Source organism: Sulfuriferula sp. AH1 (assembly GCF_002162035.1).
Lineage (GTDB): Bacteria > Pseudomonadota > Gammaproteobacteria > Burkholderiales > Sulfuriferulaceae > Sulfuriferula.
In genome coordinates this window covers 2,447,422-2,461,730 of sequence record NZ_CP021138.1, presented here as the reverse complement: position 1 = coordinate 2,461,730, position 14,309 = coordinate 2,447,422, and the positions used below count along the sequence as shown (strand labels likewise).

Here is a 14,309-nt window from a genome sequence, read left to right as displayed (position 1 = left end):
TGCTGGTGCTGTGACAGCGCAAGCGGCTTGTATGGGCGGTGCCTGTGTTTCCGCCGGGCCACGCCTGGCCAGTGTGGATTCCAGTCGCAGCGCAGAAATGAACGCGGTATTCAGCCAGCTGACCGGCTCGAACCTGAACCTGACAGTGGCGGACTGGAATGCACTGGCGCAAGGCGGCACGAACATGGGCATGTTTCTGGATGCGCTGGCAGCGGAGATGGGTGTCGCTGGTCGGGAAGATGCGCTGGCGGGCAACGCCACACTGTCGCAAATATTCTCCGCCATGGCGACTGCCGCTCGCGAAGAAGGCAATGCCGCACTTGCGGCGAGTCTGGATAACCTCAAGACACAGTTCGCTGATGTGGCCGGTACGGTGCAGGCAGCGGATTTCCTGGATGTGGGACAGGACGCGCAGGCGCTGGATGCCGTGCAATTCGGCAGCCTGGATCTGGTGACGGGGATCGTCCAGCTTTATAACTACGACCGCATCTCGGCGGCGCGTGAACCGGTCACGCTCACCGGTGATGCGCTGGATGTCGGTGATGCGGTGCAGGTCGTACGCGTATCGGTTCAGGTCACCGAACCGCCCGTGGCGCGCTGCGGCCCGGCGGGTACCACATTTCATTCCGCTGCCATGCGCTTCAAATTCGAGGTAGATCTGGCGCCATTAAGCCCCGACGTTTCCGCACTGAATCAGGCTGGCGTGAGCGAGACCAGTGTGACGCTCAGCAGTCTGGAATTCTATGCCGAAGTGGCGCGCGGCAGCGGCATCGTGGACAGCGTGGATGCACTGCGCAATACAGTCACGGTAACCGCTACGCCTGGTGTTGCCGATCTTTATCTGGGTACGGTAAGCGACGCAGTATTCTACAATCGGGCGGCAACGATCAACCCGGATACCGACCTGGATTTCGCCCGCATCGGCAGTCTGACCACAACCGATACCGTGACGGGCACTTCCACCACCGTCGATATCGAGGCGAAAAGCCACGCCCATGGCAGTACGACTCCCAGCACGCTATTTTTTACCGGACCTTATCCGCAAACCCTTACCGCCGGTACTGGCAGCGGGTTTGCGGCCAACATGGCAAGCGACCTTGCCAATAACATGAGCTTGCGTCTCTCCCCCGACACGGGTGCCGCAGACGCCGCGACCTTGTCTGCACTGACGCCGATTGTGCAGGAAGCCATGGCACCGGTACTCGACACCATGACCACTCAAGTAGTCGCTCCTGTGCTGCAAGCCTTCGGCGTCGGCATGGGCGAAATGGACGTGACCGTGGACGGCCTTACGCTGGTTTGTCCCATTTCGGGTTATGTTTACCATGACACCAACCATAATGCACAGCGCGAAACCCCGGAAACCGGCCCTGCACTTGCGCTCTACGCCAAGCTGATATCAGCCGTTGACGGAGCGGCAACGCAAGTGGCTGCCGTCGATGCAGCAACGGGCAGTTACACGTTCACCGCTGTGCCAGCCGGGTCCTATCAAGTCATCATTGACGACAACACCGATACGGCAGATACCGCATCAGCCACGCCAGCTGGCTGGATCGGTACCGAGGCACCCGATATGATCCGTGCGCTGACGGTGGCAGGTGAGGAGATATCTGAGCAGAATTTCGGTCTGTTTTTTGGCAGCCGCATCAGCGGCAAGGTGTTCCGTGACGATGGTGTGGGCGGCGGCGCACCCAACAACGGCGTGAAAGATGGCACTGAAGCAGCGCTTGCCGGGGTGGCAATAACGCTTGCGGATGCAGGCGGCATACAGCTCGACAGCACCGCCACGGATGGCGACGGCGGTTATGTGCTATGGGTTTCCGGCAACGCCGGGGCAGAGTCGCTCAACGTGACGGAGCGTAACCCGGTAGCCTATCTTTCCATCGGCGGTAGTGCAGGCGATACCGGCGGCAGTTATGACCGCGCTGCGGATACCACTATCTTTTCGTTTGCCGGCGGACGCCGCTTCCAGGGCGTGGATTTCGCTGACGTGTCGGTGAACCGGTTCGATACCGATGGTGCCCGTTCAGCATTACCGGGCACGGTGGTGTTCTACCCGCATACCTTTGTTGCGGGCAGCGGCGGGGAAGTGGCTTTTAATACGGCCTCCAGCGCCGCGCCCGATACCGGCGGCTGGAACGTGGTGCTCTACCGCGACACTGATTGCAACGGCGTACTGTCATCTGGCGAAGCGCTGCTAGCCAATCCGTTGACGGTGACTGCCAGTGGAAAAATTTGCGTGCTTGCCAAGGTGTTCGTGCCCGCATCGGCGCCTTACGGTGCCCGGCACAGCCATGATCTCAGTGCCGTTTTTAACTACACCAATGCCAGCCCTTCTCTGGATGCGACGCTTGTCCGCACCGACCAGACCCTGGCAGGCGGGAATGACGCCGGGCTGATGCTCACCAAGCGCGTCGATAAAACCGCTGCCCGGCCCGGTGAAAACATCACCTATACCATTGCCTATGCCAACACCGGTAGCGAAGCCATCAAGGGGTTGCGCATCCGCGATGCCACACCGGCATATACCACATTCAACAGCGCTGTTTGCGGCACACTGCCACCTGATTTCACTGCCTGCACGGTGGCTGTGCAACCTGCAGTTGGTGCAGAGGGTACTATCGTCTGGGAATTCACCGGGCCGCTTGCGCCTGGCGCAAGTGGCACCGTCTCGTTTGATGTCACGCTGGAATAGCTGATTCATTGATTTGTCAGTGAGGACAAGGCTGTTCAGAGCCACAAATTTTTTGCACCCACTTTTATCGGTCTGGTGTTATTCATAGCCGCCCCGATAAGTTTTCGCAAGTGCCTCAGTTCGAATACATCGAAGTTTTTACAATCGAACCTGCAGGCACAGTTATTTAAACCAGCTTAGCCCGATGGCGTTCGAACAGTTACAAACCGGAAGTTGAAAAATGTCTACGAAAATGGATGAAGTTCAAGTTCACGCAAATATTAGTAGTGAATAACTATGTTCAGTCGCATTTATCGATGGAATTAACATCAGGCACTAATACCTTGCGCTTGCTGATCCGCATGATAGCTGCTGCGCACCATAGGCCCGCACGCGGCGTGCTTGAATCCCATGTCCACTGCTTCAGTCTCAAAAATACCGAATTGCTCAGGCGTGACGTAGCGGGTCAGTGCAATGTGGTGTCCGGACGGTTGCAGGTATTGTCCTATCGTGAGCATGTCCACGTCGTGGGTGCGCAGGTCGCGCATGACTGCCAGCACTTCTTCATCGGTTTCGCCCAGCCCGACCATGATGCCGGATTTGGTGGGGATGTGCGGGTGGCGTGCCTTGAAGTCCCTGAGCAGTTGCAAGGAGTGGGCGTAATCGGCGCCGGGACGTGCGGCTTTGTACAGGCGTGGCACGGTTTCCAGGTTGTGGTTCATGACGTCGGGCGGGGCGCTGTCGAAGATGTCGAGGGCGATGTCGAGGCGGCCGCGGAAGTCGGGTACCAGCACTTCGATGCGGGTTGCGGGCGATGCGGCGCGGACCGCAGTGATGCAGTCGGCAAAGTGCTGGGCGCCGCCGTCGCGCAGGTCGTCCCGATCCACGCTGGTGATGACGACGTATTTGAGTTTCATCGCGGCGATGGTGTGGGCGAGGTGGGCGGGTTCTTCGGCGTCGGGCGGCAGGGGTTTGCCGTGGCCGACGTCGCAGAACGGGCAGCGCCGCGTGCACAGGTCGCCGAGTATCATGAAGGTGGCAGTGCCGTGCTTGAAGCATTCACCCAGATTGGGGCAGGAGGCTTCTTCGCAGACGGTGTGCAGCTTCTGTTCCCGCAAGACAGCCTTGAGCGCAGCGACTTCCGGCGAGTTGGGCGATTTGGCGCGTATCCAGGACGGCATTTTCAGACGTTCCTGCGGTACGATCTTGATCGGGATGCGGGCGGTTTTGGCTTCGCCCTTGTGGAGTTTGATGTCGGCCATGATGTTGTGTACGGTTGGTTAGCGCGTGAGGTGCTGAATTAAATGTTGGCTGAGCGACAGGGTTAGCTGCGGCATGGGTGCGGTCACGCCCATATCTCGCGTCTGTGTGACGGTCATGCCTTGATAGCCGCACGGATTGATGTTGCGGAACGGCTGTAAATCCATGTCGACATTGAGAGCAAGTCCATGATAACTGCATCCGTGTTTAATGCGTAGCCCCAGCGCGGCGATTTTTGCGTTATCGACGTAGACGCCGGGGGCGTTTGTCAGGCGTTGTGCGCTGATGTTGTGTGTGGCGAGCAGGTCGATGATAGTTTGTTCCATGCGCGTTACCAGCTCGCGAACCCCGTAACCGCGGCGTTTGAGGTCGATCAGCAGGTAGGCGACGATCTGGCCGGGACCGTGATAGGTGATTTGCCCGCCGCGATCGATGTGTACCAGCGGAATGTCGGTGGCGCGCAATAGATGTTCGGGCTTGCCGGCCTGGCCCAGCGTATACACCGGCGGGTGTTCCAGCAGCCAGATTTCATCCGCGCTGTTTGCGGTGCGTCGAGCGGTGAATTCCTGCATGGCATGCCAGGTGGGTACGTATTCGACGCGCCCGAGCTGACGCAGGAGGATGTTGCCGGACAATTACAGTACCACTTTGACCATTTCGTGCGCGGTCAGCGCCCGATACAGGTTGTCGAGCTGCTCGCGTGAAGTGGCGCGGATGGTGCAGGTGATGCTGAGGTAATTGCCCGCTTTGCTGGGACGGCATTCCACCGTGCCGGTATCGAAATCCGGCGCGTGTTGCAGCACCAGCTCGACGATGGTTTGCTCAAATGCCGGATGTGCCGCCCCCATGATCTTGATAGGGAAATCGCTGGGGTATTCGATCAGGCTGTCTTCGGGTTTGATTTCATTCATGTTCGGCTCACTTGAATAGCAACATCAGGCTGTCCCAGGCGCGGCCGAAAATGCCGGCAACGCTGATGTTTTCCAGTGATTGCAACTGGTATTGCGCGAGTATCTTGTTATCCAGGCTCACTGTCAGGGTGCCGATTGGCTGGCCTATGCTGAGCGGCGCCAGCAACGGTTGCCGTGTGGTGAGCGTGGTCTTGATGTCCTTGTTACGGCCACGCGGCAGGCTCAGATAGATATTGCGGGTGAAGCCGGCCTTGACGTTGCCGTTATGGCCTTTCCATACTTTGAGCGTGGTAACGGTCTGGCCTTTGGCGTAGAGTTTGACGCCATCGTAGAACTGAAAGCCGTAATTGAGCAGGCGCTGGCTTTCTGCCGCGCGCAGGTTGTCCGAGGCGGCACCGAGTACCACTGACAGCAGGCGGCGGTCGCCGCGATGGGCGGAGGTGATCAGGCAATAGCCGGCGCTTTCGGTATGCCCGGTTTTCATGCCGTCGACGGTGGGGTCGCTCCATAGCAGACGATTGCGGTTAGGCTGGGTGATGTTGTTGTAGCGATATTCCTTGATCGAATAGAGCGGATGGAATTCGGGGAAATCGCGAATGATGGCTGTGGCGATCAGGCTCATGTCGCGTGCCGTGGTGTAATGCTGCGGGTCGGGCAAGCCGGTTGCGGTGACGAAATGGGTGTGGGCCATGCCCAGCCGTTGCGCTTGCTTATTCATCATGACCACGAAACCGGCTTCACTGCCGCCTACGGCTTCTGCCAGGGCAATGGTTGCATCGTTGCCGGACTGGATGATCATGCCGTGCAGCAGTTCGTCGACGGTCACCGGTTTGTTCGGCTCGATGAACATGCGTGACCCTTCGGTTTTCCATGCTTTTTCGGATACCGGCACGACGTCGGTCAGCTTCAGGCGGCCTTGCCTGATCGCGGCAAAAGTCAGATACGCGCTCATCAGTTTGGTGAGCGAGGCGGGTTCGATACGGCGGTCGCTATCATGCTCTGCCAGAATTTGGCCGCTGTTCACATCCATCAGCAGCCAGGCTTTGGCGGCAAGCTGTGGCGGTGGCGCGGTGGGCAGGTCGACGGCGAAAGTGACAGTGCTGAAACACAGCAAAAGAAAAGCGATAAATGATTTCATGTTGTACGTATACGTATAAGTCGAGGGGGGCGCGATAACTATTTAAGGACAACCCGAACCGGTTTTAAGTTCATGCGGGTTTCGATTTCGCGGGCTGCCGATTTGGCGCTATCGTCGTCATTGTACGGGCCCAATGCCACGCGATAACGCTCGGTATTGTTCAGGATCACCAGCGCTGCACTGCTTTTATTCAGCTTGGTCGAGGCCTGAGCGAGCAGTTTTTCCGCATTGTCGCGGCTGCCGAAACTGCCGAGCTGGAGAAATATGCCGGTGGCGGTTGGCTCAACGTCGCGGCCCCGGCTGATCTCTTCGGGCGTGATGGCGGTTACTTCGACTTTGCCGCTGCCGCCTTGCACAATGCCGAGCTTATAGGCAGCGGTATAGGATAAATCGATGACACGGCTGCTGTGGAAAGGGCCGCGATCGTTGATACGCACGATCACCGATTTGCCGTTGGTCAGCGAAGTTACCCGTGCATAACTGGGGATAGGCAGAGTAGGGTGAGCGGCCGTCATGGCGTACATGTCGTAACGCTCGCCCGACGCGGTGCGTTTGCCGTTAAAGCGGCGGCCGTACCACGAGGCCATGCCTTTTTCCTCATAGGGGGCGCAGGCGGTGGCCGGCGTGTATTCGTGGCCTAATGCGACATAAGGCCGATTGGCGTATTTGTGCAGCGGCTCGATTTTGGGGATCGCATCAGGAATCTCGCCGAGATTGGCCGGCGGATTATCGCCGGGACCGTCATCCAGATAATAGCCGCCGCCGGACTTGTGCTTGGCGATGGTATCGGGCGCCGGTTGGGGTTTGTTCGGTGCTGGCGGAGATGTCGGGGACGCGGGCGGTGTGCTGGCACAGCCGGCAAGCGCGGTAAGGATCAACAAGGCGAGTAGTCGGTTCATGATTTTAACAGTTTGCGGTGAGTTTTAACGCTCATTAAGATACCAAAACCCAGCATCACGATAACCATAGCGGTGCCCCCATAACTCATCATTGGCAGGGGAATGCCTACGACTGGCAGGATGCCGGAGACCATGCCCATGTTGACAAAGGCGTAGGTGAAAAAAGCCAAGGTTACACTGCCTGCCATGAGTCTTGCAAATAATGTCGGCGCACTGGCGGCGATGGTCAGACCGCGAGCGATGATGGCAAGGTAGAGTAACAGTAGCAGAATATTGCCCAATAAACCAAATTCTTCACCGAATACGGCGAACACGAAGTCGGTGGTGTGTTCGGGCAGGAAGTCCAGATGGCTCTGGGTGCCATTCAGCCAGCCCTTGCCGAAGCCGCCGCCGGAGCCGATGGCAATGGTGGACTGGATAATGTGATAGCCCGCGCCGAGCGGATCCTGGCTGGGGTCGAGCAAGGTCAGTACCCGTCTCTTTTGATAATCGTGCAGGAAGTGCCAGAGTACCGGCATGCTTGCCGCTGCGGCGACAGCCATGCCCGCCATGATGCGCCAGGGCAGGCCGGCGAAGAACAGCACATAAAAGCCGGACGCGGAAATCAGTAAGGCGGTGCCCAGATCGGGCTGGCGTGCAACCAGCGCGACGGGGATCGCGAGCAGGATGGCGCCGATGCCGTAATCTTTCAGGCGCAGGGTGGCTTCGTGGTAATGGAAATACCAGGCCAGCATCAGCGGCATGGCGATTTTCATGATTTCGGAAGGCTGAATGCGTGTTACGCCGATGTGCAGCCAGCGCCGCGAACCGTTGACCACATCCCCGAACAGCGCGACGCCGACCAGCAGTACTACACCTATGGTATACAGCGGCACCGCCAGCGCAAGCAGATACTGCGGCGGCGTATTGGCGACCATGACCATAACTGCCAGCGCGACCAGCATGTTGACGCCGTGCGCCAGCAAACGGCTATTGTCTTCGCCCGCTGCGCTGTATTGCACGAACAGACTTAACAGCATGAGCGAGAACAGCAGTAGCAGCAGCGGATAATCCAGATGTGCCGCGATCCTGAGTATCCAGCGTTTAATCCGCATTGATATTACCTCCTGCGCCGGTTTCCGGGACTGGCACCGGCGCCATGGCTTTGGGCAGCTTGCCCAGCAAGTAATAATCCATGACCGCGCGGGCGATGGGGCCGGCTGCTGTGCCGCCGTGGCCGCCGTTTTCCACCAGTACCGCAATGGCGATTTTCGGCGCATCGGCAGGGGCGAACGCGATGAATACGGCATGATCGCGATGTGCAGCCTGCATGCGGCTGGCGTTATATTTCTCGTTCTGACGGATGCCGACCACCTGCGCCGTACCTGTTTTGGCGGCGATCAGATACGGTGCACCGGCAGAGGCAGATGACGCCGTGCCGCCTGGCCGGGTAACGTCGATCATGGCATTGACGATGGTTTGCAGCTGCGCCGGCGGAATGTCTACGTGGGTGACTACCTGCGGTGCGATGTTTTTGCGCTGGCCGGTGCGGCTGTCGATAATGGCCTGCACGATTTGCGGACGCAGCGTAGTGCCGCCATTGGCAAGCGCTGCCGTGGCGACTGCCAGTTGCAATGGCGTAGCCAGATTGTAACCCTGACCGATGCCTGCAATCACCGTCTCGCCCGGGTACCACGGCTGTCTGGAATGTTTGGCTTTCCATGCCCGCGACGGCAGTACGCCGGACAGCTCGCCGTCCATGTCGATGCCGGTTTTCCGGCCGAAACCGAATTGGGATAAATAGCTATACATACGGTCTATACCCATATTGTTGGCCAGCCGGTAAAAATAAGTGTCGCAGGATTGCACGATGGCATTGTGCATATTGACCATGCCGTGGCCGCTTGGTTTCCAGTCGCGATAACGGTGGCTGCTGCCCGGCAAGGAAAAATAGCCGGGATCGACAATGGTGTCTTCCGGCGTACGCAAGCCATAATGCAAACCAGCCAGCGCCATGAACGGCTTGATGGTAGAGCCTTCCGGGTAAGCACCGCGCAAGGCGCGGTTGAGCAAAGGCCGGTCGGGTGAGTCGTTGAGCGCATTCCAGTTGGCGGTGTCGATGCCGTCGACAAACAGGTTGGGGTCGAATTCAGGATGACTGACGAATGCCAGCACGCCGCCGGTTTTCGGGTCGAGTGCGACGAGCGCGCCCCGATAGCTGCCAAACGCCTGTTCGGCAATTGCCTGCAATTTGCTGTCGAGATACAGCACCAGATTGTCGCCGGATACCGGATTGGTATGCGAGAGCATGCGCACTGCGTGGCCGCCTGCATCGGTTTCCACCTGCTCTGCGCCGGTTGTGCCGTGGAGTTGCGTTTCATAGCTTTGTTCGATACCGACTTTGCCGATGTGGTCGGTGCCGCGATAATTGTCGTAGCGGCCATCGTCCTGCAATTCTTGCAGGTCGGTATCATTAATGCGTCCGATATAGCCGATCAGGTGCGAAGCCGAAGCGCCTTGCGGATACTGGCGGAATAGCCGGGCTTTGACTTCCACGCCGGGTAACCGGTAGCGATTGGCGGCGATGCGGGCGACTTCTTCGTCGGTCAGGCGGGTGCGCAGCGGCAGCGTTTGAAAGTTGCGGCTCTCGGCCATGATCTTGGCGAAATGCTTGCGATTGGCCGGGGTGATCTCCACCAGTTTGGCTAATTCATCAATGGTGGCTTTCAGATCGGTAATTTTACTGGGCGTCAGTTCCAGCGTATAGGCGGAGTAATTATGGGCCAATACCCGGCCATTGCGATCCAGAATGATGCCGCGGTTGGGCGGGGTGGGCACGATGGAAATACGGTTGCTTTCGGCGAGTGCAAAATAGCGGTCGTGCTCGAGGATCTGCACATAGACGAAACGCGCCAGCAGTAGCAGAAACAGTAACACGACGAATCCGGCAGCAATGACAATGCGCTGTCTGAATCCGGCAAGCTCGGCCCGATAATGTTTGATCTCTGTCGGGCGATTCATTGCGCCTCAGTGGTTTCGGGAGTGCGCAGGTGATGGAGCAGGGTCCACAAAGGTATCCAGCATAGCGCGCCGGTGAAGATGGTCGCAAAATACTGCAGGGCATGGAAGGTGTCGCCGACGAAGGTGGCGATGAGCACGCTGACAGCTTGTTCGATCAGCAGCAAACCGATGATATGCGAAGCTTGTTGCCAGGGCGGGAAATTGAACATGCGCCGCTGCAACAGCAGCAATACGAAAACGCTCATGGTATACGCGAGCGCATGCTGGCCGAGTATGGTGCCGTCGGTCAGATCCACCAATAGCCCTAACCACCAGGCAGTGCCCATGCCAATGCGACCGGGTTGGTAGATAACCCAATACAAGGTGACCAGCAACAGGAAATCCGGGCGTAACCATAACCAGTCAACCGACCAGGGCAGCAGGTTGAATGCAAATGCTGCCAGCAGACTGCCTGCAATGACCGGACCGCTATGGGACAGCTGCATGGCCGGGCCTTTGGGATGGGCGAATTGCATGTCAGTGCTTTCCTGCCGGTGCAGGCGGTTTAGGCGCTAAAGGTTTTGCAGTTGCGGCCGGAGCGGCAGGTGCAGGGATGGCCGCATCCACGATCAGCACCTGGCGGTTGCGGTCGACTGCGGCAAGCGGTTTGCATTCGATGTGGGCAAAAGCACGGCTGCCGCTAAGGTCGATCTGGGTGACTTTGGCGACAGCAAGGCCGGACGGGTAGACACCGTCTATGCCGGATGTCACCAGTAGATCGCCAGTGCGCACATCGGTGTTGTGCGGCAGATAGCGAATCTCTACGCTGTCATCTATCCCCATGCCGAACATGATTGCGCGTTGTCCGGTGCGCTGGATGATGACGGGGACGGATTGATCCTTGTTGGTCAGCAATGTGATCTCGCTGCTGAAAGGATAGACGCGCGTGACCTGGCCTAATAAACCGGTTTCGTCGACGACGGCTTCTCCGCCTTTTATGCCTTGCTGGCTGCCGCGATTGACGGTGACCTGAAACTGGTACGGGTCGCGCGGAATGGCCAGGATTTCGGCCAGCTGGGTATGCAGCGGAGTGCGTTGCTGTGCGCCGAGGAGCGTGCGCAGGCGCTGATTTTCCTGTTCCAGGTCACGGTAACGCTGCATGGCAATGCTGTATTGAATAAAGTTTTGGCGTAATGCGGTATTTTCCCGTTCCAATCGGGCTTGTTTGACAAAAAAACCGGAGACTCGGTCATAAGTCCGGCCGGGGGTCTGGATCAGGGTCTGCAAGGGATAGAGCAAGGTATTGATGCCAGCGCGAAACCGGTCCAGGCCATGAAAGCGGGTATCCGCTGTGATGACGGCGATGCTGATGAGCACATAGATCAATAACCGTGCCCCTGCGCTCAAACCGCGCGGGAACAGGGTCAGGTTTGGGTGAGGCGCGGACATGATGATGGATCAGGAATCCTGTGCAAATACACCGTGAAGTTTGTCCATTTCTTCCAATGCCCGGCCCGATCCGCGTACCACGCAAGTGAGCGGGTCTTCGGCGACGATCACAGGCAAACCGGTTTCTTCCATCAGCAAGCGGTCCAGGTCGCGCAGCAATGCGCCGCCGCCGGTCAGTACCATGCCCTTTTCCGCAATGTCGGCGCCGAGTTCGGGCGGCGTTTGCTCCAGTGCCGATTTGACGGCGCTGACGATGCTGTTGAGCGGGTCGGTGAGCGCTTCCAGGATCTCGTTGCTGGAAATGGTGAAGCTGCGCGGGATGCCTTCAGCGAGGTTGCGGCCCTTGACTTCCATTTCCTGTACGGCAGAACCGGGGAACGCGGAGCCGATGCCCTTCTTGATGGCTTCGGCAGTCGCTTCGCCGATCAGCATGCCGTAATTGCGGCGGATGTAGTTGATGATGGCTTCGTCGAATTTGTCGCCGCCCACGCGTACCGAGTTGGCGTAGACAATGCCGCCCAGCGAAATCACGCCGACTTCGGTGGTGCCGCCGCCGATGTCGACCACCATGGAGCCGGTCGCTTCGGCGACGGGCAAGTCCGCGCCGATTGCCGCGGCCATCGGTTCTTCAATCAGATATACCTGGCGTGCGCCGGCGCCGATGGCGGATTCGCGAATCGCCCGGCGTTCGACCTGGGTCGAGCCGCAGGGCACGCAGATGATGATGCGCGGGCTGGGGTGGAACATGCGGGTGTCATGGATCTTCTTGATGAAATACTTCAGCATCTGCTCGGTGATGGTGAAATCGGCGATCACGCCGTCCTTCATCGGGCGGATGGCGGTGATGTTGCCGGGCGTGCGTCCCAGCATCTGCTTGGCTTCCAGGCCGACTGCCTGGATGGTTTTCTTGGCGCTGTTGCTGTCCTGGCGGATCGCGACAACAGACGGCTCGTCCAGAACGATGCCTTTGCCTCGAACGTAGATCAGCGTATTGGCTGTACCCAGGTCAATTGCCAAATCAGTAGAAAAATAGCCGCGTAATGATCCAAACATGATAGTAATTTTCGCTAAAGTGAGGGTTGATCGACTTAATTTAACCCAGAGGGTCGTCGTGTTTTATTCGTTGTGCGCAATTCGTCGCGCACCATGAATATAGTCCGACAGGCACCTAGTAGTTAGTAGCCTTGAATAAACGTAATATGATACCCTAATAGGCTTGTTTCCTGTGAAGATTTACGCACTATGTCACTTACTCTGCAAGATGTAAAACGTGTCGCCACTCTTGCCCGCATTGCGGTCAACGACGCCGAAGCAGTCGCTTATCAACAACAGCTTAACGGGATTTTTGGTTTGATTGCCGAAATGCAGGCAGTGGATACCACGGGTGTCGAACCGATGTCGCATGCACAGGACCTGAGCCAGCGCCTGCGTGAAGACGTAGTAACAGAGACCGATCAGCACGAAAAGTTCCAGGCCATTGCCCCGCAAGTCGAGGGCGGCCTGTATTTAGTCCCGCAAGTAATTGAATGATAAAATGATTAATGCCAGTCTGAACCAACTCTCTGCTTTGCTCGCTGCAAAAAAGATTTCCAGTGTGGAATTGACGCAGACCTATCTGGATCGCATCGCCGCACTGAACCCGGCACTCAATGCGTTCGTCACGCTGAACGCGGATGCCAGCCTGGCCGATGCCCGCGCTGCCGATGCGCGCATCGCTGCGGGCAATGCCGCGCCGCTGACCGGCATACCGGTCGCGCACAAGGATATTTTCTGTGCCGATGGCTGGCGCACTACCTGCGGTTCCAGAATGCTGGAGAATTTCATCGCGCCTTACGACGCGCACGTCATCAGCCAGTTCAAAGCCGCCGGTGCAGTCAGTCTGGGCAAGACCAACATGGATGAGTTTGCGATGGGCTCATCCAATGAAACCTCTTACTACGGTGCGGTAAAGAATCCCTGGGATCATCAGGCCGTACCCGGCGGTTCTTCCGGAGGCTCGGCGGCTGCCGTAGCGGCGCGTCTGGCACCGGCAGCGACAGGTACCGATACCGGCGGTTCGATACGCCAGCCGGCTGCGCTGACCGGTATTACCGGTTTGAAACCGACCTACGGCGTGGTGTCGCGTTACGGCATGATCGCATTTGCATCGAGTCTGGATCAGGCCGGGCCGATGGCGAAATCGGCGGAAGACTGTGCGTTGCTGATGAACGTGATGGCCGGCTTTGACGAACGCGATTCGACCAGTCTGGAGCGTCCGCTCGAGGACTATACCCGCGACCTGAATCAGCCGCTGGCCGGCTTGCGCATCGGGTTGCCGCGCGAGTATTTTGCCGAGGGCCTGAGCGCCGATGTCGCCGCAACAGTGGAAGCGGCGCTAAATGAATACCGCAAACTGGGCGCGACCACGGTCGACGTTTCGCTGCCCAACACCAAATTGTCCATCCCCGTGTATTACGTGCTGGCACCGGCGGAAGCATCGACCAATCTGTCGCGTTTCGATGGCGTGCGTTACGGCTATCGTGCACCCGAATACGGCGACCTGACCGACATGTACGAGAAATCGCGGGCGCAGGGTTTTGGCACCGAGGTCAAGCGCCGCATCATGATCGGCACTTATGTGCTGTCGCACGGTTACTACGATGCCTATTACATGCAGGCGCAGAAGATCCGCCGCCTGATCGCGCAGGATTTCAACGAGGCTTTCCAGCACTGCGACATCATCATGGGACCGACTGCGCCGAGCACCGCATTCAATTTCGGTGAGAAAGCGGACGATCCTGTTTCGATGTATTTGTCGGACATTTACACCATTGCGGTCAATCTGGCCGGCTTGCCGGGGATGTCCGTGCCTTGCGGCCTGGGCAGCAATGGACGTCCGGTCGGCTTGCAGCTGATAGGCAATTATTTCAGCGAAGCCAGAATGCTGGGCGTCGCGCATCAATACCAGCTGGCGACGGACTGGCATACACGGATGCCCGAAAACATCTAAATCATTTACC

Annotated in this window: 13 protein-coding genes; 3 read left to right on the top strand and 10 right to left on the bottom strand. The window is 58.3% G+C overall.

The window, feature by feature from the left end; genetic code table 11:
- The first annotated feature begins 10 nt into the window (after positions 1-10).
- The gene (locus tag CAP31_RS12455; protein WP_157662749.1) at positions 11-2,695 is read left to right on the top strand and encodes a DUF11 domain-containing protein; all 2,685 of its coding nucleotides are present in this window, start codon (positions 11-13) and stop codon (positions 2,693-2,695) included.
- A 308-nt stretch (positions 2,696-3,003) separates the two neighbouring features.
- Here the strand turns inward: CAP31_RS12455 and lipA are convergent, their stop codons facing one another.
- From lipA to CAP31_RS12405, 10 genes are read right to left on the bottom strand one after another with little or no spacing between them, the layout of a single operon-like run.
- Positions 3,004-3,936: a lipoyl synthase gene (gene lipA, locus CAP31_RS12450; protein ID WP_087447829.1), complete on the bottom strand. Its 933-nt coding sequence runs from the start codon at positions 3,934-3,936 to the stop codon at positions 3,004-3,006.
- Between the two features lie 18 nt (positions 3,937-3,954).
- The gene (gene lipB, locus CAP31_RS12445; protein WP_087447828.1) at positions 3,955-4,569 is read right to left on the bottom strand and encodes a lipoyl(octanoyl) transferase LipB; all 615 of its coding nucleotides are present in this window, start codon (positions 4,567-4,569) and stop codon (positions 3,955-3,957) included.
- Positions 4,570-4,845: a DUF493 family protein gene (locus CAP31_RS12440; RefSeq protein ID WP_087447827.1), complete on the bottom strand. Its 276-nt coding sequence runs from the start codon at positions 4,843-4,845 to the stop codon at positions 4,570-4,572.
- A gap of 7 nt (positions 4,846-4,852) precedes the next feature.
- Entirely contained in the window at positions 4,853-5,983 is a 1,131-nt protein-coding gene (locus CAP31_RS12435; protein WP_087447826.1) for a D-alanyl-D-alanine carboxypeptidase family protein, read from the bottom strand.
- 38 nt (positions 5,984-6,021) lie between these two features.
- Complete coding sequence (locus CAP31_RS12430) at positions 6,022-6,882, bottom strand: septal ring lytic transglycosylase RlpA family protein (protein ID WP_087447825.1); 861 nt, start codon at positions 6,880-6,882, stop codon at positions 6,022-6,024.
- Positions 6,879-7,976, bottom strand: a complete 1,098-nt coding sequence (gene rodA, locus CAP31_RS12425) for a rod shape-determining protein RodA (RefSeq protein ID WP_087447824.1) — start codon at positions 7,974-7,976, stop codon at positions 6,879-6,881. Before rodA ends, CAP31_RS12430 begins: the two co-directional genes overlap by 4 nt.
- Positions 7,966-9,882 (bottom strand): penicillin-binding protein 2, encoded by a 1,917-nt coding sequence (mrdA, locus tag CAP31_RS12420; protein WP_087447823.1) that lies wholly within the window; start codon positions 9,880-9,882, stop codon positions 7,966-7,968. The genes rodA and mrdA overlap by 11 nt, the downstream gene beginning before the upstream one ends.
- A complete protein-coding gene (mreD, locus tag CAP31_RS12415; RefSeq protein WP_087447822.1) occupies positions 9,879-10,397 on the bottom strand; it encodes a rod shape-determining protein MreD in 519 nt (172 codons plus the stop codon). The genes mrdA and mreD overlap by 4 nt, the downstream gene beginning before the upstream one ends.
- Before the next feature lies 1 nt (position 10,398).
- Positions 10,399-11,310 (bottom strand): rod shape-determining protein MreC, encoded by a 912-nt coding sequence (mreC, locus tag CAP31_RS12410; protein WP_087447821.1) that lies wholly within the window; start codon positions 11,308-11,310, stop codon positions 10,399-10,401.
- A gap of 9 nt (positions 11,311-11,319) precedes the next feature.
- Complete coding sequence (locus CAP31_RS12405) at positions 11,320-12,363, bottom strand: rod shape-determining protein (RefSeq protein WP_087447820.1); 1,044 nt, start codon at positions 12,361-12,363, stop codon at positions 11,320-11,322.
- Between the two features lie 189 nt (positions 12,364-12,552).
- On the opposite strand from CAP31_RS12405, the gene gatC reads away from it, so the two are divergent.
- Both gatC and gatA read left to right on the top strand, forming a co-directional pair.
- Positions 12,553-12,840, top strand: coding sequence for an Asp-tRNA(Asn)/Glu-tRNA(Gln) amidotransferase subunit GatC (gene gatC / locus CAP31_RS12400; RefSeq protein ID WP_087447819.1), 288 nt, complete (start codon positions 12,553-12,555; stop codon positions 12,838-12,840).
- Between the two features lie 4 nt (positions 12,841-12,844).
- The gene (gatA, locus tag CAP31_RS12395) at positions 12,845-14,299 is read left to right on the top strand and encodes an Asp-tRNA(Asn)/Glu-tRNA(Gln) amidotransferase subunit GatA (RefSeq protein ID WP_087447818.1); all 1,455 of its coding nucleotides are present in this window, start codon (positions 12,845-12,847) and stop codon (positions 14,297-14,299) included.
- Positions 14,300-14,309: the final 10 nt, after the last annotated feature.